Below are 19,517 nucleotides of genomic sequence, written 5' to 3'. Positions count from 1 at the left end.
CTGGTGACGCCGACGGGCCCGAGGGGCGTCAACGGGCCGGGGAGTCGGAGTGGTTGACGCTCAGGTCGCGCTCCAGGTCGCCGGTGAGGTCGTCGGTGGCGAGCACGTCGTCGCCGTAGAACTCGTGCAGCCACTTCGGGTGGTAGATCGTGTCGAGGTAGCGGTCGCCGAGGTCCGGGGCGATGGCGACCGCGGTGAGGTCGGGCGCGTCGTGCTCGTCCAGCCAGCGTTCGGCGCCGCTGACCACGGTGCCGGTGGACCCGCCGAAGAGGAATCCGCGCCTGGCCAGTCGGTGGCAGGTGCGGATGGTGTCCGTCTCCTCGACCACGACCACGTCGTCCACGTACGCCTCGTTCAGCAGCGCCGGGCGGACACTGGTGCCGAGGCCGGGGATCATGCGGCGGCCCGACTCGCCGCCGAAGGTCACCGAGCCCACGCTGTCCACCGCCACGATCCGCACCTGGCGGCGCAGTTCCTTGAAGTAGCGCGCGCAGCCCATCAGGGTGCCGGTGGTGCCGGCGCCGACGAACAGCACGTCCAACCCGGGGAAGTGGCGGGCGATGGCGGGCGCCGTCGTGCGGGAGTGGGCCCGCCAGTTGTCGGCGTTGGCGTACTGGTTGAGCCACACGTAACGCTCGTCGGCGGCGCACAGTGCTCGCACGTAGGCGATGCGCGCGCCGAGCAACCCGTCGTTGGTCGCGGGTTGGGGGATGACGTGCACCTGGCTGCCCAGGGCCTCCATGGCGCGGCGGGCCGACAGGTTGCAGCGGGCGTCGGTGACGCACACGAAGCCGTAACCCTTGCTCGCGGCGATGATGCTGAGCGCCACGCCCAGGTTGCCCGACGACGACTCGATCAGGACGGAGCCCGGTTTCAGGTCGCCGCTCCACTCGGCGGCCTCCACCATCTCCCTCGCGGCCTTGAGCTTGATCGAGCCGGCGAAGTTGAAGCCCTCGCACTTGAGGAAGAGCGCGTGCCCGACGATCGACCGCAGGTCGACGTAGAGCTCCTCCTCGTTGAAATCCACCGGAGCGGAGATGACCGTCATATCGCCCCCTTCAGCGTTCGTCGCTGGCCCGTACGGTCAGCCATGACGGCGCAGTTCGTGGAAGAAGTCGTCGATGACGTGCAGGTGGCCGGAGCGGCTCACCTCGTCGTGGACGTACTTGCCGACGGCGAGGTCGAGCACCCCGAGGCCGAAGGGTGAGAAGACCACCGTCCGGTCCGCGGGCACGCGCACGCGTCCGGCGAGTACGTCGTCCAGGGTGCCGGCGAGGAAGGCGCGGCTGCCGGTGCGTTGTTCGGCCAGGTGCGGCGAGGTGTCGGCCTGGAGGCAGTGCTCGATGTCGTCCACGATGTTGACCGCGTCGAGGATGATCTCGGGGGCGAGGTCGCGCAGCGAGATGTGCAGCACCAGCGGATGGTGGTCGAACCAGGACGCGTCGCTGACGTGGGGCCTGCCGGCGGTGGTGGCGAAGACGACCAGGTCGCTGGAGCGGATCAGTGCCTCGGCGCTGTCGTGCACGGTGACGGGGCCCGTGGCGTTCGACTGTTCCAGGTAGGTGCGGAAACCGGCCGCGCTGTCGGCGGCCAGGTCGTGCACGCCGGTCTGCTCGAACGTCCAGCCGGTGGCGGCCAGGAAGGTGTGGATGTAGCGGGCGATCAGCCCCGTGCCGAGGAAACCGACGCGGGTCGGGCGGGGCCGGCCGCGGCTGAGTCGGTCGGCGGCGAGGGCGGCGGAGGCCGCCGTCCTGGTGGCGCTGATGATCGAGCTCTCCAGGCAGGCGAACGGGTAGCCGGTGTCGTGGTCGTTGAGGATCAGCACGGCCGAGGCCCGTGGGATGCCGGCGGGCACGTTGGCCGGGAAGCTGGAGATCCACTTCAGGCCGTCGACCCTGGTCTGTCCGCCGAGCGAGGCGGGCAGCGCGATGATCCGGGACGCGGGACGGTCCGGGAACCGCAGGAAGTACGAGGGCGGGTTGACCGAGTCGCCCTCGCCGTGCAGCCGGTAGGTGGCTTCGACGAGGTCCACGATCGAGGTCTCGCGGCCCTGGATCGTCTGCTGCACCTGGGCCCCGGAGATCACCGCGAACGGTGGCACGGTGGCGGCGGCGGAAGCGGGCCGTGCGGTGGCGGAGCGCTCACTGATCACGGGTGGGTCACCTCGATCGTCGGCGAGCAGTCGGACAGCCGCACCTGGTCGGCCATGGCGACGAGGATCTCGCGCGGCCCCTCGAACGGGTCCCTGCTGTGGGCGGTGCGGATGTTGTCCACGACCAGGAGGTCTCCGGCCTGCCACGGCTCGCGTGCGGTGTGGGCCTCGTAGACGGCGTTCAACTGCCGCACGACCTCGCCGTCGATCGGGTCGCCGTTGCCGTAGAAGGTGTTGAACGGCAGGCCGTCGGCGCCGTAGACGTCGACCAGGTACTCGCGGACCTCGGGCTCGATGGTCCACTCGTTGAGGAAGGCGACCTGGTTGAACCAGCAGCGCCGGCCGGTGACCGGGTGGCGGACCACGGCGCTGCGGCGCTGGCGGGTACGGAGTGAGCCGTCGGGCTGCCACCGGAAGTCGATCGCGTTGGCGCGGCAGTAGCCCTCCACGGCGTCGCGGTCCTCGGTGCCGAACGCCTCGGCCACGGACGCGCCGATCTCGTCGTTGTAGTTGCGCGTCAGCAGCCAGCCCTGGCGCTCGAACCGCTTGACCAGCTTCCTGGGCAGCGCGTCGAGGACGGTGGGCGCGTCGGCCACGCCGGTCACCCCGCCGGTGGTGGGCGCGGTCAGGCACGCGAAGAGCATCAGGCCGGGGAACCCCAACGTGTAGCTGAGTTCGTGGTGCATGCACATCTGTTGGTTCTGTGGCCACTTCGAGGAGGAGTACACCCCCGCGCTGTGGGCCCGCCGGGGCGCGAAGGTCTCTCTCTCCTCGCCCATGAGCCCGTTGGAGACGGCCCGGAAGACCGCTTCGGCCTGGCCGACGTCGCCGATGCCCAGGCCGCGGACCAGCAAGGCGCCGTGCTCGGCGACGGTGGCGCGCAGCGCGTCCCGGTGTCGGGCCGCCCAGTGGGCCGGGTCGGCGCGGGTTTCGAGCCGCAGCACCGGCGGGCTGCCGGGCCCGCGCACCACGTCGAGCAGTGACGCCGCTGATGGCGATGGCATATCAGTACCCCTTTCGTTCCTTCTCTTCGCGGTTCACGGACGCGTCGGGCGCCGGTAGGGCGCGCAGCACGGCCTGGGCCGCATCGGCCGGGCGGGTTCGCGGGAAGTAGTGCCCGCCGTCGGCGAGTTCGCGCAGCTCCACGCGGTCGGCCAGCAGTCGCCAGGTGTGGTGGCGGTGCGTGGCGTCCGCGGTGATCGGGTCGTCGGCGGCCACGACCGCCGTCAGGGGGGTGGTCAGCCGGTCAGCCGGCGGGTGTTCCAGCAGGTCGGTGAAGTAGCGGTGGGCCGCCACGCAGTCGTGCCGGTAGGCGGCGCCGATGTGGTCGCCGTGCTGCGCGTCCAGGTCGTCGAGGGTGCTGTAGCCGGTGTCGGCGCTGAGTTCCTTGGTGATCTGCGCGTTGCTGCGCAGCGCCAACTCGGCGATGGCGGCGCGTCGTTCCTCCGCGTCGCCGAGGAGTTGCGCGCCGACGAACACCCGGTGCACGGGGATGCCGCGGGCCGCCAGGGCGCGGGCGGTCTCGATGGCCGGGGCGGCGCCGGACGAGTGGCCCCAGAGCAGCAACCGGGGCGGCAGTGGGCGCGCGGCCAGTTCGGCGACGACCTGCTCGACCACCTGCTCCAGCGGGGCGAACGGGGCGCGCTCGGCCGCCAGGTCGTGGCCGGGCAGCTCGACGGCCTCGACCGCGAGCCCGCCGGCCCGCAGGGCCGTGGCCATCGGCCGGAAGTTGACCGCGTTGCCGCCGGCGTACGGGAAGCACACCAGGAGCGCGGTGGGCTCGCCCTCCGGTTCGGCCAGCGGGTGCAGCAGCCCCGGCCGACGTACGGAGCGGCCGTCGACCAGGGCGGCCAGGTCGGCCAGGACGGGGTGGCGGGTGAGGTCGTTGAGGGAGACCGCGCGGTCGAGGGCGATCGCGAGTTTGACGGCGGAGAGCGAGGTGCCGCCCAGGTCGAAGAAGTGGTCCCGGCGCCCGATGCGGTCGGTCGGGATGCCGAGCACCGTGGTCCACGCCTCGGCCAACCGGCGTTCGGTGGGCGTGCGCGGCGCGTGCTGGCCGTCGTCGGTGGCGCCGCGTTCGGCGGCCAGGGCGGTGAGCGCCTTCTTGTCGACCTTGCCGTTGGCGGTGAGCGGGAGTCGGTCGCGCCAGTGGAAGGCCGTCGGGACCATGTACGCGGGCAGCGACTCGCGCAGCCGGTCGCGCAGGTCCTCCGTGGCCACGGCGTGGGGCCCGGCGCAGAAGGCCACGAGGTGCTTGGTCTGGCCCTCGCCCTGTCCGGCCGCGACGACGGCGCCGTCGCGCACGCCGGGCACCCGCAGCAGCGCGCTCTCGATGTCGCCGATCTCGATGCGGAAGCCGCGGATCTTGACCTGGGCGTCCCGGCGGCCGAGGAAGTCGAGCTTGCCGCCGGGCAGCCAGCGGCCGAAGTCGCCGCCCCGGTAGAGGCGTTGGCCCGGGTGGTACGGGTCGTCCAGGAAGGCGAGTCGGGTGCGTTCGGGGTCGTTGACGTAGCCGCGGCCGACGCAGACGCCGGCGAACACGATCTCGCCGGGGGCGCCCAGCGGGACCGGCGACAGGTGCTCGTCCACGACGTACACCCGCACGTTGTTGACGCAGGGGCCGAGCGGGACCCGGTCGCCGTCCGGCGCCCGGTCCATGACCTCGTGGTTGGTGTCGTCGGAGGTCTCGGTCAGGCCGTACGCGTTGACCAGCCTGATTCCGGGTTGGGCCGCGAACCAGCGCTGGGCGATCTCCTTCTTGAGCGCCTCGCCGGTGACCGAGACGCAGCGCAGGTCGGGCAGCGGGCGCGGCCGGCGTTCCAGGTCGGTGAGGACGGCTTCGAGGTAGGAGGGGACGACCTGGAGCACGTTGACCCGGCCCGCGACGAGGGTGTCGACGAACCGCTGGACGTCCAGGATCACCCGCTGTTCGACCAGGTGGGTCCGGCCGTCGACCAGGAGGGCGGAGACCAGTTGCCACAGCGAGATGTCGAAGCCCTGGGGGGCGGTCTGGGCCACCACCTGTCCCGGGCCGATCCCCAGGTCGGTGATCTTGGCGTAGAGGTGGTTGAGCATGCCCGCGTGCTCGCACATCGCGCCCTTGGGCTCGCCGGTGGAGCCGGAGGTGAAGTAGATGTAGGCGAGTTGGTCCGGCCCGACCTCGATGCCCAGGTCGTCCTCGGCGTGGTCCTCCGCGTACGCGGCCTCGATGGGCAGGGCGCGGACGGCGGGCAGCGTCTCCAGGGCCGGGCCTAGGCCGGTGCCGTCGGGACCGGTGCCGTCGGGGCCGGTGCCGCTGGGGCTGGTGCCTTCGTGGCCGGTCAGGGCGAGCGTGCAGGCGGCGCGGGAGAGCATGGCCGCGACGCGGTCGGCCGGCAGGTGCGGTTCGACGGGCAGGTAGACGCCGCCGGCCTTGAAGATGGCGATGACGGCGGCCATCCAGTCCAGGTCGCGCTCGGTCACCACGGCCACCACGTCCTCGCGGCCGAGGCCCCGCGCCAGCAGGGCCCGTCCCAGGCGGTTGGCGCGGGCGTTGAGCTCGCGGTACGTCCACCGCCGGTCGCCGTGGACGGCGGCGATGGCCTCGGGGTGGGCCCGTACCCGCTCCTCGAAGAGTTCGTGGAACCGGCGGTCGGGCAGCGGGCGGTCCGGACCCGCCAACCCTTCGAGCTGGAAGCGGTGTTCGGCGGCGGAGAGGAGGCTCTGCCGTGCGTGCTCGGCGTCCGGGTCGGCGGCGAGTTGGGCGAGCGCGGTGCGGTGGTAGCCCGCGACCCGGGCGGCGTACTCGGCGTCGAGCGCCTCGGTCCGGTACCGCAGCCGCAGCGCGAGCCGCTCGCCGCTCCACCGTGCCGCCACCCGCAGCACGGTGTGGGGTGCCAGGTCGCCGCCGCTGCCGGCCAGGTCGAGTTCGGTCTCGTACGGCAGGTGGTCCAGGCCCAGTTCGCGCGCGAGGTCGGCCACCGCACAGCCCTGGTGGGCCAGCAGTTCGGCCTCCACCCCGCGCGCCTCGGCCACCAGCTCGCGCCAGGTGGTCGGCGCGGTCGACAGCCGGCAGGGCAGGGCGGGGCCCGGCCCCGGCGTGGCGTAGCCGGTGCGTACCGTCCGCTCTCCGGAGAGCGCCGCCAGCACCCTGGCGTGCGCGGCGAGCAGCAGTGTGTGCGGCGGTACGCCCAGCTCGTCCGCCCGTCGGCGCAGCGCCGCCGCCAGGTCGTCGGGGATCTCCGTCTCCTGGTCGGCGACGCCCGTCACCGGATCGGGCGTCCACCGTGGGATGGCGGTGAACCCGCCGGCGGTGAGCACCTTCCGCCAGTACTCCCGGTCATCGTCCATCGATGCGCTCATCGAGCCTCCCTCCTCGCCGTGCCATGGCGCCGCGGGTCACTGGCCGCGGGAACGCGGCGGTGCGGCGGTGGATCGTGCGGTGTGCGGGTGGTGTGCGGGCCGGGCGGTCACCCGGCCGCGGGTGGTCGCGGCGTCACCCGGACGCGCTCTTCGCGACGGCCGCGCCGTCCGCCCTGGGTCGCGGTGGCGGGACCCGCCGGTCGGCCGCCGGCGCGAGCGCCGCCGCGCCGGCCGCCACGACCGGCCGTGGCGCGGGGCCGCGCAGCTCGCCGGCCGGGTTGCCGCCCCACCGGGCGTGCGCGGGCACGTCCTCGCCCTTCATCAGGAACGAGTCGGCGGCCAGCGTCGCGCCGTCCCCCATCGTCACGCCGTAGTGGACCAGCGCGCCGACCCCGATGGTGCATCCCGCGCCCAGGGTGCTGTGGTCGGACTTGAAGGTGCCGTCCTCCTGGGAGTGGCACTGGATGGCGCTGGCCGCGTTGAGCACGCAGTCGTCGCCGATGGCGACGAGCGTGCGCTCGGAGAGGTCGCAGCCGTCGTCGTAGACCCGGCGGCCCACCCGCACGCCGAGCAGCCGCCAGAACACGCTCTTGAACGGGGTCCCGTTGAGCGCCTGGAGGTGGGCGTAGGGCACCTTCCACAGGCGTTCGTGGTGCCAGAAGTAGGGGTCGTAGATGGAGCACACCATCGGTCGCAGGGGGCGGAAGCGCGTCATGCACCGTTCCACCAGCGCGTAGTACAGGGCGGTGAAGACGAACACGCTCGCCAGCAGCAGGACCTCCATCAACTGGCCCACCGTGTCGTACCGGCCGATGGTCGCCAGGCCGAGCAGCGTGACGACGAGGACGTGCAGCCAGCGCAGGAACAGGACGACGCCCATCGTGCGGATGTTGTAGCGGTTCTTCGCGGCCAGGCCGCGGCGCAGACCCTCGCCGTCGCGCAGGTGGTCGAACCGGGTGTCGCGCTCCACCGTGCGCGGGATCTCGAAGCTGGGCGAGCCCAGCAGGCCCGTCCCCTGCCGCACCTCGCCGTCGAGCGGCACCATCACCTTCGTGGCCAGCAGGCAGTTGTCGCCCGTCCGGCCTCCCGAGGGGTACGAGATGTGGTTGCCCAGGAAGCTGGAGCCGCCGATCGAGGTGTGCGAGAGGCGGAAGGAGGTGCTGGAGACGTCGGTGTTGATGATCGACAGTCCGTCGGCGACCATCGTGCCGCTGCCGACGGTGCTCAGGTACGGGGACTCGTGCTGCACCTGGATGCCGAAGTTCGAGCCGGTCTGTTCCACCTGGGACAGGTCGTACCCCAGGCATCGCAGGTAGTGGACGATGTACGAGCTGTCGCCGAAGAGCCACAGGAAGAACCTGGCGTTGGTCATGCGCTGCACCGTCCGGTGCATGGAGTACCGCACGCCGTACAGCGGATAGACCACGTCCGGCTTGACCGCGAGGCTCAGCAGGCGGGGCACGGTGAACAGCAGGACGGGGCCGAGGACGAGGAAGCCGGCGAAGAGCACCAGTGAGAGCGCCAGCCCCTCGACGTAGAACGCCGAGGACGTGACGGACTCGGCTCCCGAGTCGCGCGCGCCGGCCAGCGTGCGCACCCAGGTCAGCAGCGCCTCCACGGTGGCCATCGTCAGTGGCACGACCACGAGCAGCGTCTTGAGCACGCCGCCGATGCCGAAGGTGGCCCGCCGCAGGGTGCCGCACCGGGCCGGCTCGACCCTGAGGTAGTCGACTTCCGTGCGCTGCGCGGGAGATCCGTGCCAGTGCTGACCGCCGGGGACGGCCATGCCGCTGTGCAGGGCGGAGGCGTGGCCGAGTTGTGCCCCGTCCCCCATGGACGTACGGATGTCCAGAACGGAGCGTTCGCCGACGAACGCGTCGCGGCCGATGGTGACCGGTCCGGTCTCGATCCGTCCGGCGTGCGCCCGGTGGCAGAGGAAGAACGCCTCCTTGCGGATCACCGTGCCGGCGCCGATGGTGAGCAGGTCGGCGCAGACCGGGACGCTGCGCGAGAGGATCGTGACGTGCTTGCCGACCCTGGCGCCGAGGGCCCGCAGGTAGAACACGTACACCGGGTTGCCGACGAAGAGGGCCAACGGGCTGCTGCGGATCAGCACCTTGACCACCCAGAACCGCAGGTAGGTCGGGCCCCAGAGGGGGAAGTCGCGGGCCGTCCAGCGGCCGATGAGGAGCCACTTGGCGGCGACCGGCAGCAGGCTCATGCCGAGGAAGTTGGCGGCGCCGAAGACGACGGCCCGGCCGTAACCCCCCGTCGGGTTCGACGCCTCGGAGATCCACTCGTAGCCCCGCACGGTGACGACCGTGAGGAGGAAGGCGTAGCCGAGGAAGAAGAGGAGCTGCGCCGCTCCGCACAGGGCGTAGCGCACCGTGCTGACCGGTTCGGGCGCCGGCTGCGGGGCCGGGGCCGGTGAGCTGACCGGGGCGGGGGCCGCGTCCGCGAGCGCCGCCGCCAGACTGCGCACGGTCGGGCACTGGTAGATGTCTTTCATCGACGCCGCGGGAAGGTCCGGCCGCTTCCTGACGCGTGCACAGAAATGTGCCATCACCAGCGAGTCCGCGCCGAGATCATCGAAAAAGTGGCTGTCGAGCGGCACGCTTTCGACCTGCACGACCTCGGCCAGCAGCTCGGCGAAGATCTCCGCTATACGATTCTCCGGACTTGCCCATTCCTGTGAAGTTGTGCCGACTTCTTCCGGATCGCCGCTCGCTGATTTGGCGGGTTCTCGCGCCACATGAACTCCCTGAGAGTCAGACGCCACTAGCCGACGACTAAATACGGACCACGGTGCCTCGCGTATCTTCGGGCCGCGGAGATCAAAAGGGCACGCGACGCTTTGCCGGCTGTCGGACGGAATGGATCTTCTCCGTTCCATCGCGACCTGGCCGATGGACCTGTCGACATGGACGTTGACCTCACACTTCTACGCCCCCGGGCGCTTTCGTGATCCTTTCCGGCGCCGCGATCTTTCCCCTTCCATAAAGATCGCATCCGTATGCACCGGTCGAACTACCGCGCCCCCGAAAGAAGCGATACGGGCATTGCCGAACGCCCGACAAATCCGGTTTTCCGGCGCCCCACGCACCCCACCTCGACCGACGTTTCCGCAGGTGGCAAGCTCGCCAGAAGACGCAGCGGTCGGACCGAGAGCGGGTGCGGCCGTGCCGGGCCATGCTTCATATCCCCTCCGCGAGCCAGAACCATAAAGCACTCCAGCGGCTCCGGCAAGGCGCCACAATGCCGGCCGATCATTCCGGTTGCCGCCCCCGCGAGTGGCTTAGCCATTCACATGGAACTGATAGGCAGGTGTGCGACTTCCGCACGAGATCTATTAACTTGCTGTGCGCCATCTACGCCCCGAGCTGGCGTTATAGCCCAGGCGTCCCACCGTGCCGTATGCCGCTCAGCGCCATGACACACGATGGCCGATGTCAATCGCCCACGACAACGTGGGGCGTTTCGCCGCGTCGACATCGGAGCGCGAGATACCGGTACGCGGAAACCACAGGTCGCCACCGTCGTGCTGGACATTGCGCCCGGGTGGGGTGACGGTTGATCCGTCGGGACGCTGGGCGGATTTAGCAGTCATATCCACTGCATCGGCCATTTGTCCGCGAAAGCGCCTCGAATATCGACGGCGGTGTGCGCATTCTAACCGCTCGGTAACCTCATGCCCATGGGCTCGGACGCGGGGCTCGCGGGTCCCGTCCCGTGACCGGGAGGGATATCGTCCGGGCCGTGCGTGAGACGTCCGCACGGGGCCGCCCGCACCTGGTCAACCGGCCAGGGTGGGAACGCCGTCGCGCGACCGGCGCCCCCGGGCCCAGGGCCGCCCCGGCGCGGCTTCGCCGCCGCCGGTGTCGCCCTCCGCGCGGCACCGACGAGGCGCCCGGCGCGCCGTCACCCGCGTCGACGGCTTCCGGCCACGGCGGGAGGGGCGTTCGCGCGCCAGGCGCGGGTCACTTCGTCGGGTCGTGTCCCCAGTTCATGAGGGAGTAGCGCCACTTGGTACGCGTGACATCGCCCTTGGGGCGTTGGGCCGTGTGCCGGTGCACGTAGCCGACGACCTTCCGCATGTGGGCCAGGTCGTCGTCGCTGAGGTCGGCCTTCTTCGTGTGCAACAACTCGACGATGCGGCGCCCCGAGGCGTGGCCGACGCTCTCGCCCCCGTCGTCCGACCAGCCCACGCTCTTCGACTCGTCCGTCGCCAGCCACGCTTCGAGGTCGCCGGCCTTCATGTTGACGGCCTCGCCGAACTCGCGCCGCGTCTCCTCGCGGTCCGCGTCGCTCGCGCCGCTCACGCCCCGTCTCCCCGCTTTCGCAGGGACTGCGGCTTGTGTACGGCCCTGCGTCCGGTCTTGTCGCTCTCGACCTCGTACTGCGGTTCCTCCTCGGAGGCGGCCACGGTGCGCCCCGCCGCCTCGGTGCGCTTCGTGATCTTCTTCTTGACCTTCCCGTGGACGGACTGTCCGTGACTGTTCCAGGAGACGTGGTCTCCCTTGCCGAACTCTTGGTCTTTCGCCATGGGGCACCTCTTACGCCGCAGGCCGCAGGTCTCTTCCACTGTGCTCCGCCCCCGGCCATCCCGCCATTCGTCCCGGCCCGGCCCAACCCGGGGTGACCGCCCTGCCGCGCGGGGTCACCGTCTCGGCGCGGGGTGATCGTCTGGACGCGCGGGTGGCTGTCTCGGCGCGGGGTGACGTCCGGACGTCGCGGGTGGCTGTCTCGGCGCGCGGTGACCGTCTCGCCACGGGTGGTCGGCCGGTCGGTCCGGTCCGTCAGGGCCGCGGCTCCAAGCGGACGACGATGCCCTTGGAGGTCGGCGTGTTGCTGGTGTCGGCCACGCTGTCGAGCGGCACCAGGACGTTGGTCTCCGGGTAGTAGGCCGCGGCACAGCCGGCGGTGGTGGGGTAGGAGACGAGCCGGAAGTCCTCGGCGCGGCGTTCGGTGCCGTCCTGCCAGACGCTGACCACGTCCACCCGCGCGCCGTCGGCCAACCCGAGGGCGGCCAGGTCGGCGGGGTGAACGAGGACGATCCGGCGGGAGCCGTGGATGCCGCGGTACCGGTCGTTGGTGGTGTAGGGGACGGTGTTCCACTGGTCGTGGGAGCGCAGCGTCTGCAACAGCAGGTGCCCCTCGGGGGCACGCAGCATCGTGAAGTCGTTGCGGGTGAACTGCGCCTTGCCGCTGGGGGCGGGGAACACCCCCTCGTTGACCGGGTTGGGCAGGGCGAAGCCACCCGGTTTCCGCGCCCTGGTGTTGAAGTTCTCGAAGCCCGGGACGACCCGCGCGATGCGGTCGCGGATGTTCCCGTAGTCCGCCTCGAAGTCCTCCCAGGGCACGGGCACCCTGTCGCCGAGCGTCTGGCGAGCCAGCCGGCTCAGGATCGCGACCTCGCTGAGCAGGTGGCTGGAGACGGGCTCCAGGCGTCCGGACGACGCGTGCACCTCGCTCATGGAGTCCTCGACGGTGATGAACTGCTCCTGACCTCCCTGGCGGTCCCGCTCACTGCGGCCGAGGGTCGGCAGGATCAGGGCCGTGTCGCCGCAGACCGCGTGCGAGCGGTTGAGCTTGGTGGAGATGTGCGCGGTGAGCCGGCAGCGGCGCATCGCCTCCTCAGTGCGCTCGCTGTCGGGGGCGGCGCGTACGAAGTTGCCCGCGAGGCCGAGGAAGACCTTGACGCGGCCTTCGAGCATGGCCCGGATGGAGTCCACCGTGTCCAGGCCGTGCCGGGTGGGCGGGGTGAAGGAGAACTCGCGCTCCAGCGCGTCGAGGAAGTCCTGGGGCATCTTCTCCCAGATGCCCATGGTCCGATCGCCCTGGACGTTGCTGTGCCCGCGTACGGGGCACACGCCGGCGCCCGGCCGGCCGATGTTTCCCCGCAGGAGTTGGAAGTTGACCAGCTCGCGGATGGTGGGCACGCCGTGCTTCTGCTGGGTGAGCCCCATCGCCCAGCACACCACGATCCGCTCGCTGGCCAGCACCCGGTCCCGCAACTCCTCGATCTGCCGGCGGGTCAGGCCGGTCGCCGCCAGCACCTCCGGCCAGGAGACGGTGGCGCGCAGGTGCTCCGCGAACTCCTCGAACCCGGCGGTGCGCTGGTCGATGAAGGCGCGGTCGAGGACCGTGCCGGGCGCGGCGTCCTCGGCCTCCAGCAGGAGCAGGTTCAGGGCCTGGAAGAGGGCGAGGTCGCCGCCGAGGCGGATCTGGAGGAACTGGTCGGCGATGTTGGTGCCCCGGCCGATCACACCCCGGGGCTTCTGCGGGTTCTTGAACCGCATCAGGCCCGCCTCGGGGAGCGGGTTGACGGCCACGATCTGCCCGCCGCCGCGCTTGGTCTCCTCCAGCGCGGACAGCATGCGGGGGTGGTTGCTGCCGGGGTTCTGCCCCACGGTGAGCACCAGGTCGGCGTGGTGGATGTCGAGGAGGCTGACGTCACCCTTGCCGATCCCGAGCGTCTCGTGCAGCGCCGCGCCGCTGGACTCGTGACACATGTTGGAGCAGTCCGGCAGGTTGTTGGTGCCGAGCGCCCGCGCGAAGAGTTGGAGCACGAAGGCGGGCTCGTTGCCGGCCCGGCCCGAGGTGTAGAAGACCGCCTCGTCCGGCGAGTCCATGGCGCGCAGCTCGTCGGCCAGCAGCGACAGGGCGGCACTCCAACTGATCGGCTCGTAGTGGTCCGCGCCCGGCCGCTTCACCATGGGCTGGGTGAGCCGACCCTGTTGGTTCAGCCACCGGTCCGAGCTGCGCGCGAGTTCGCTCACCGAGTACCGGCGGAAGAACTCGGGTGTGACGCGCCGCGTGGTGGCGTCGTCGTTGGCGTGCTTGGCGCCGTTCTCGCAGTACTCGTTCGTGTGCCGTCGGCCCGGGGCGGGGTCGGGCCAGGCACACCCGGGGCAGTCGAACCCCTTGGTCTGGTTGATGTCGAGCAGGTTCAGCGCCGTACGACGGGGAGAGGTCTCCGCGAGCGAGTACTGGAGCGCGTGCGCGACGGCCGGAACGCCGGCCGCCCACGTCTTGGGCGGGGTGATCCTCGCCTGCTCGCCGCCGGGATCGTCGTTCACTGAGTCTCGCACCGCATCGGCCTTCCACTCCGCGCCCCCGGCCTCCGCGTCCTGCCGCGCGCGAAGCACCGGGGTGAATAATGGACAGAACTTACCTGAAATACCCCGTTATGCATCATCACCGTCTAGGCAGCCTCACCGTCGTTGATGCCGTCGATGCCATCGCTGTCATCGTCGTCACGGCGTCGCCGCCGGCCCCACCCCCTGGTCCCATCGGCCGACCGTGGCTCAACCCGTCGGCCAGTGCGGCACCCGCGGCGGCAGGTGGTCGGCGTCGGGCCTGACGTGGCCGCCGCTGATCGTTCCCCGCCACTGCCCGGTCTCCCGGCCCTGCCCCTCGATGTACTCCTTGAAGCGTTCGAGGTCCGCCAGCACCTGTCGCCGGACCACGCCCAGGGCGTCCCCGACCCGCTCGGTGACGCCGCGCGGCGTGAAGTCGATGCGCAGCGCGACCCGGCAGCGGGACTCCCCCAGCGCGTGGAAGTCCACCGCTCCGGTCAGCCGGGGCGTCCGCACGGTGCGCCACACCACGCGCTCGTCGGGCCGCTGCTCGGTGATCGCCGCGTCGAACTCGCGCGTCACGCCGCCGAACCTGGTCACCCAGTGCGTCATGGCCGACCGTGAGCGGTCCACCTCGCGCACGCCGCGCATGAACCGGGGGAAGCACTCGAACTGGGTCCACTGGTTGTACGCCATGTGGACCGGGACATCGACGTCGACGGCGCCCTCGATGACGCTCATACTGTCCTGCCTCCTCCGCATCGGGCCGGGGCGCGCGAGTCCGTACACGCCAGCCCAGGACACACCTGATCGCCGCCGAGTGCCCACTCCGCGCGCTTCCAACCACCCCGACGGCGGACCCCGCGCGGGCGACCCGACCGCCTCGGCGCAGCACGAAGCCGCTGGTCGCCAGGGGTGTGTCAGCGGGCCGGCGAACTCCTGCGGGCCCGCGACCGGCCCTGCGCCCAACCGGGCCACGCGCGCGGGCGCGGGTGGCCCGGGCGCGGGCGTGCCGGACACGGGCGTGCCGGACGCGGGTGTGCCGGACACGGGTGCCGGGGACAGGCGCCGGGCACGGGTGCCGGGTACGCGGGCCCGGCCGGCGCGCCGCCGGAGAGCGTGAAGGTCGTGAGGCGGGCTCGGCGCCGCGCGGGGCGGTTACGCCGCGTCGGCGGCGCGCCGCGCCGGCTCCGTGGCGCGCTCCGCCGTCGGCGTGGGCGCGGTTCGGGCCCTCGGCACCAGGGAGAGATGGCGCCTGGCGCGCGCGTGCCGTGGTGGGTGCGCGGGCGCTCCGAGCAGCCACTCCTCGTAGCGTCCCAGCGCCAGGACCAGGCACAGCAGGCCAGGCGGCAGCAAGATGGCGACGAAGACCACGACAGCTCCTCGGGACGGCGGCTCGTCCCCACCGAGTAACCCGATTCGGTCAAGTGCCACCCACGGCGGACAACCCGTGCCCATCCGTCAGCCGGACGCGGCAACAACCGCCGGTCGGGGGCGCGCCACGTACCCCCGAAAACCGGACAGGCCAGGTGGCCAACCGGACAGGCCAGGTGGCCAACCTGGCCGCCACCCTCGCCAGCCTGACCGCTGTCCTCGCCGCCCCAGCCGACGCCCCCGGCCGCCGCCCCGGCCGTCCGCTGGCGAACCCTTCCAGGCCGGTGCGGGCCTGGAAGGGTTCGAGCCCGGAAAGGTCGGGCCCGCGACAGCGCCCCGCTCCCGAGGGGCAGGCGGGCAGGGAGCAGGGGTCAGAGCTGCTGGGCTCCGGGGCGGCCGGCCCGGACCACGAACGACGCGGCGGTCTCCACCGGCGCGTCCGGCTTGGTCACGAAGGGCAGCACGCGGTAGTCGGCGCGCAGTTCGCGGTGGTTCAGCCGTACGCGGGTGTAGCCGCGCTGGGCGTTGTGCCACTTCAGGTGCGGGTTGACGCCCTCGGTCATCCAGTCGCGACCCACCTTGTCCATGGCGGCGCCGTCCTTGCCCGAGCTGATGGACGTGCCGGCGAACTCCGTGCCGACGGTGGGCGACTTCGGGTTGTCGAAGTCCAACCTGAGGTCGGAGACCACGCTGCGGTGGATGTCGCCGGTGATCACCACCGGGTTGTTCACACCCCGCTGGTAGAAGCCGGTGAGCAGCCGGTCGCGGGCGGCCGTGTAGCCGTCCCACATGTCCAGGCCGGAGGAGAGGACGTCGGGGTTGGGGTCCTGGTCGACCTGGGAGACGAGGGTCTGGTTGGCGAGCACGTTCCACGTGGCGTGGGACCGGCCGGCGCCGTTCAGCAACCAGCGCTCCTGCTGGGCACCGAGCATGGTGCGCGACTTCTCGCGCCGCTCCTTGTCGTAGCCGGGCTTGGTGCCGTCGCCGCCGACCTGGTCGTCGCGGTACGAGCGGGTGTCCAGGACGTGCAGGTCGAGGACGGAGCCGAAGTTCAGCCGCCGGTACAGGCGCATGCGGTCGCCCCGTGGCTTCTGCGGCAGGCGCAGTGGCTGGTGCTCGTAGTACGCCTGTGCCGCGCGCGCCTTGCGGGCCCGGAAGGCGGCGATGTCGTCGTCGGGGAAGCCGTCCTTGTCGACCTGGGCGGTGTCGCGGGCCCAGTTGTTCTCGATCTCGTGGTCGTCCCAGGTGACGATCCAGGCGAAGGCGGCGTGCGCGGCCTGGAGGTCGGTGTCCAGCTTGGTGAGGGCGTAGCGGTTGCGGTACTCGGCGAGGGTGTACGTCTCGCGCTGGTACGAGGGGTCCAACCGCATGTTGCGGACACCGGCGTTGGCGCCGACACCACCCTCGTAGAGGTAGTCGCCGAGGAAGGCGACGAAGTCCAGGTCCTCGTTGGCCATGTGGCGGTAGGCCGTGTAGAAGCCCTCGTACCAGCACTGGCAGGAGGCGAAGGCGAAGCTCACGTCGGAGGCCCAGCCGCCGTGGCCGTGCGGGGCGGGGGCGGTGCGGGCGCGGCCGACCGGGCTGATCGCGCCGCCGGTGCGGAAGCGGTAGAAGTACTCGCGGCCCGGGCGCAGCCCGTGGACCTCGGCGTGTACGGAGTGGGCGAGTTCGGGCACGGCCCAGGCGCGGCCGTGGCGGACGACGTGGCGGAACCGTTCGTCGGTGGCCACCTGCCACTCGACCGCGACCTTGCGCTCGGGCATGCCGCCGCGGCTGTCGACGGCCAGCGGGTCGGGTGCCAGCCGGGTCCACAGGACGAAGCCGTCGGCGGCCGGGTCGCCGGAGGCGACGCCGAGGCGGTAGGGGTCGTCCTCGTAACGCGGCGCGGCCCAGGCCGAGCCGCTGCTGAGGCCGGCGCTGAACAGGCCGAGTGCGGCGCCGGTCACGCCGGCGGCGCCGATCAGGCGGCGTCTGCTGATGTCCATGGATCAGGTCCCTTCGATGACAGGCGAGAGGTCGGCCGGAGGGGGCGTCGGAACGCACGCCACCCGCGGTTCCGGTACGGGGACTCACCCGTTCACGCGCGTGCGTCCCCACGGTTCCCCGCACCGCCGACGGACTGGCCCACGATCACGGGGGCAGGTTGCGGTGGCGGGTGGAACAGAACTCCAGCGGGCCACATAGGTGCGAACTACAGCTATCGCGGCGGCAGTTCGACCGCTATGCCCCCTTCGCCGCGCTCCCGGGGGCGACCACGCGTCTCGCTCGCGGGCCGGCCCCTCTCCGATATGGCGTCTGACCTGGCACGACGGGCCGGAACCGGGCCCGGGCTCGGGCGGGTTCCAGCCGTGACGCGTGGTGCGTCGATGCATGGGTGGGTGAGTGCGTGGGCGCACGGGTGGGTGAGTGCGTGGGCGCGTTGGTGCATGGATGCGTCGACACGGTCAACGCAGGGGGCATAGGAGAACGAGCCGTCGGCGCGTCGCTCCGTACGCGGCGTGGCGGTCACCGTGGCCCTCTTCAGCAATACCCACGGTCGCGCCGGCCGATCCGGGTCGTCCCTATTGCTCATCTTCGCGGCTCCTTTCGGCGGACCGCAGCCCGGGAGCGCCCCTTTCCCATCCGTCACAGAACACACCACCCGCCCCACAGACCCCATTGGGAACTACCGTCGGTAACTTCAGTTTCAAAAGCCGAGCACAAGTCGCACACATCCTCTCCTCATAGCGGCTCCAGTGGTCTAGATTGACCGTGCTTCGGCGGTTCGGAGGCGAGGCGGGCCAGTAACGATCTATTGGTCCCGCGCCACGAACGGCCAGCGGTCCCACCCTCGACGCGGGGCGTCGAGGTGATCCAATTCCTGAAGCCCCATCGGGCGCCGCGGGTGTGGGGAGCACCCGAGGACGTTCCGACGGGCTTCCACGCACCTCGAAGGTCTGGCGGACCAGGCGAATGCGGTTGCCGCCGGGGCGGGTTGTTCACGTAGCGCCGTGACAACGGCGACGCCATGCGCGGGAGGTGGGGGCCTCCCGTGGAGAGGAACGGTCTGAGGAGAGGCACCTCGATTCTTTGGGGACCTGGGGGGGTTCTGTGCAGCAGGGGGAATTAGTCAGCCCGTTTCCGCCGGCGCACCGGCGTCTGGGGAACGGGACCACCAACCAACCCGCGACGGAATGGGAGCAGCGGTACCGCCGTACCGTGATCACCAGCGACACCGTGACCACCGCCTTCGTGGTGGCGGCGATCGGCAATTTCTTCGGGGCCCGGGACGCGGCCAACTGGCACGAGAAATGGGGAATTCTCGCCTTCGGCACCGAACTTCTGGTGCTGGCCGCCCTCGCGGTGAGCCGGGCGTGGAATCCGGCCGTTCTCGGCCAGGGCGCCGAGGAATTCCGCCGGCTGGGGCGCGCTTTGTTCACGGCGACCGTCGTCCTGGCGCTCGGCGGAATCGCGCTCACCTCACGCAACATCAAGCTCTGGATCTTCGTCGCGGTTCCCGCGATCGCGCTCACCACCCTCACCGCGCGCTATCTGCTGCGCCTTTGGCTGCACAGGCAGCGCAAGGAGGGGCGCTGTCTGCGACCGGTGCTCGCGGCCGGGAGTCCGGCCACCGTGCGCGACCTGATCGCGCGCACCCGGAAGTTGCCGCACCTGGGCTGGCGGGTGGACGCGGTGTGTACGACCGATGGTCGCGGGCTCGACGGGGGCCACGTGGACGGCGTACCGGTCGTCGGCCGGCTGGCGGACGTCGCGGACCACGTCCACCGCGACGGCTACCGCGTCGTCGCGGTCACGCCCGACCCCCACTGGTCGCCGGACCGGCTCCAGCGGCTGGCGTGGAACCTCGAAGGCGGCGACGCCGAGATGGTCGTGGCGCCCGTGCTGATGGAGGTGGCGGGACCGAGGCTGCACGTCGACACGGTCCTCGGGCTTCCGCTGCTGCGGGTCAGCATGCCGACCTTCACGGGCGGCCGGCGCGTGGTCAAGGAGGTCGTCGACCGGCTGGGCGCCGCGGTCCTGCTGCTGCTGTTCGCGCCGCTGATGGTGCTCGTCGGGCTGCTCGTCCTGCTGGACAGCCGGGGCGGCGCGTTCTACAGCCAGCGCAGGGTGGGCAAGGACGGCCGCGAGTTCACGATCCTCAAGTTCCGCACCATGGTCGTCAGCGCCGACCGGGTGCGCGCCGAGTTGACCGAGCGCAACGAGGGCGCGGGGCTGCTGTTCAAGCTCCGCCGGGACCCGCGGGTGACCCGGGTGGGGGCCGTGCTGCGCCGCTACTCGATCGACGAGCTGCCGCAGCTCCTCAACGTCCTCACCGGCTCGATGTCGCTCGTCGGCCCGCGGCCCCCGCTACCGGAGGAATGCGCCGCGTACGGCCCGGACATCCGGCGGCGGCTGCTGGTCAAGCCCGGACTCACCGGCCTGTGGCAGATCAGCGGGCGCAGTGACCTGCCGTGGGAGGAGGCGGTCCGGCTCGACCTGCGGTACGTGGAGGACTGGTCGCTCGCGCTGGACACGGTGATCTTGTGGAAGACCCTGCGCGCGGTGCTGCACGGGCAGGGGGCCTACTGATG

General features: G+C 71.5%; 12 protein-coding genes. 1 reads left to right on the top strand and 11 read right to left on the bottom strand.

Translation table 11 applies throughout. The features are described 5' to 3' along the window. Window positions 1-28: 28 nt before the first annotated feature. From sbnA to AC3CHW_RS29895, 11 genes are all read right to left on the bottom strand, one after another. Window positions 29-1,048, bottom strand: coding sequence for a 2,3-diaminopropionate biosynthesis protein SbnA (gene sbnA / locus AC3CHW_RS29945; RefSeq protein ID WP_488468540.1), 1,020 nt, complete (start codon window positions 1,046-1,048; stop codon window positions 29-31). Window positions 1,049-1,084: 36 nt separating this feature from the next. Further along, entirely contained in the window at window positions 1,085-2,152 is a 1,068-nt protein-coding gene (gene sbnB, locus AC3CHW_RS29940; RefSeq protein WP_398610507.1) for a 2,3-diaminopropionate biosynthesis protein SbnB, read from the bottom strand. Further along, window positions 2,149-3,156 carry a TauD/TfdA family dioxygenase gene (locus AC3CHW_RS29935; protein ID WP_488468539.1) on the bottom strand — a complete coding sequence of 336 codons (1,008 nt, stop codon included), beginning with the start codon at window positions 3,154-3,156 and terminating at the stop codon, window positions 2,149-2,151. The genes sbnB and AC3CHW_RS29935 overlap by 4 nt, the downstream gene beginning before the upstream one ends. 1 nt (window position 3,157) lies before the next feature. After that, window positions 3,158-6,493 (bottom strand): non-ribosomal peptide synthetase, encoded by a 3,336-nt coding sequence (locus AC3CHW_RS29930; protein WP_488468538.1) that lies wholly within the window; start codon window positions 6,491-6,493, stop codon window positions 3,158-3,160. A 133-nt stretch (window positions 6,494-6,626) separates the two neighbouring features. After that, a complete protein-coding gene (locus AC3CHW_RS29925; RefSeq protein WP_488468537.1) occupies window positions 6,627-9,245 on the bottom strand; it encodes a Pls/PosA family non-ribosomal peptide synthetase in 2,619 nt (872 codons plus the stop codon). Window positions 9,246-10,470: 1,225 nt separating this feature from the next. After that, window positions 10,471-10,812: a DUF3140 domain-containing protein gene (locus tag AC3CHW_RS29920; protein WP_398610511.1), complete on the bottom strand. Its 342-nt coding sequence runs from the start codon at window positions 10,810-10,812 to the stop codon at window positions 10,471-10,473. After that, a complete protein-coding gene (locus AC3CHW_RS29915) occupies window positions 10,809-11,036 on the bottom strand; it encodes a hypervirulence associated TUDOR domain-containing protein (protein ID WP_398610512.1) in 228 nt (75 codons plus the stop codon). The genes AC3CHW_RS29920 and AC3CHW_RS29915 overlap by 4 nt, the downstream gene beginning before the upstream one ends. 253 nt (window positions 11,037-11,289) lie before the next feature. Next, a complete protein-coding gene (locus AC3CHW_RS29910; RefSeq protein ID WP_488468536.1) occupies window positions 11,290-13,584 on the bottom strand; it encodes an FdhF/YdeP family oxidoreductase in 2,295 nt (764 codons plus the stop codon). Between the two features lie 216 nt (window positions 13,585-13,800). Beyond that, window positions 13,801-14,313, bottom strand: coding sequence for an SRPBCC family protein (locus tag AC3CHW_RS29905; protein WP_187085827.1), 513 nt, complete (start codon window positions 14,311-14,313; stop codon window positions 13,801-13,803). Window positions 14,314-14,730: 417 nt separating this feature from the next. After that, window positions 14,731-14,946 carry a hypothetical protein gene (locus AC3CHW_RS29900; RefSeq protein ID WP_398610514.1) on the bottom strand — a complete coding sequence of 72 codons (216 nt, stop codon included), beginning with the start codon at window positions 14,944-14,946 and terminating at the stop codon, window positions 14,731-14,733. A 371-nt stretch (window positions 14,947-15,317) separates the two neighbouring features. Continuing rightward, complete coding sequence (locus AC3CHW_RS29895) at window positions 15,318-16,931, bottom strand: alkaline phosphatase D family protein (RefSeq protein ID WP_488468535.1); 1,614 nt, start codon at window positions 16,929-16,931, stop codon at window positions 15,318-15,320. Window positions 16,932-18,036: 1,105 nt separating this feature from the next. On the opposite strand from AC3CHW_RS29895, the gene AC3CHW_RS29890 reads away from it, so the two are divergent. Then, window positions 18,037-19,515, top strand: coding sequence for a sugar transferase (locus AC3CHW_RS29890; protein ID WP_488468534.1), 1,479 nt, complete (start codon window positions 18,037-18,039; stop codon window positions 19,513-19,515). Window positions 19,516-19,517: the final 2 nt, after the last annotated feature.

The organism is Streptomyces sp. MGP-BFMKR1, from assembly GCF_057766585.1.
The sequence above is the reverse complement of the archived record's forward strand: the minus strand, read 5'-3'. Positions and strand labels throughout refer to the sequence as shown.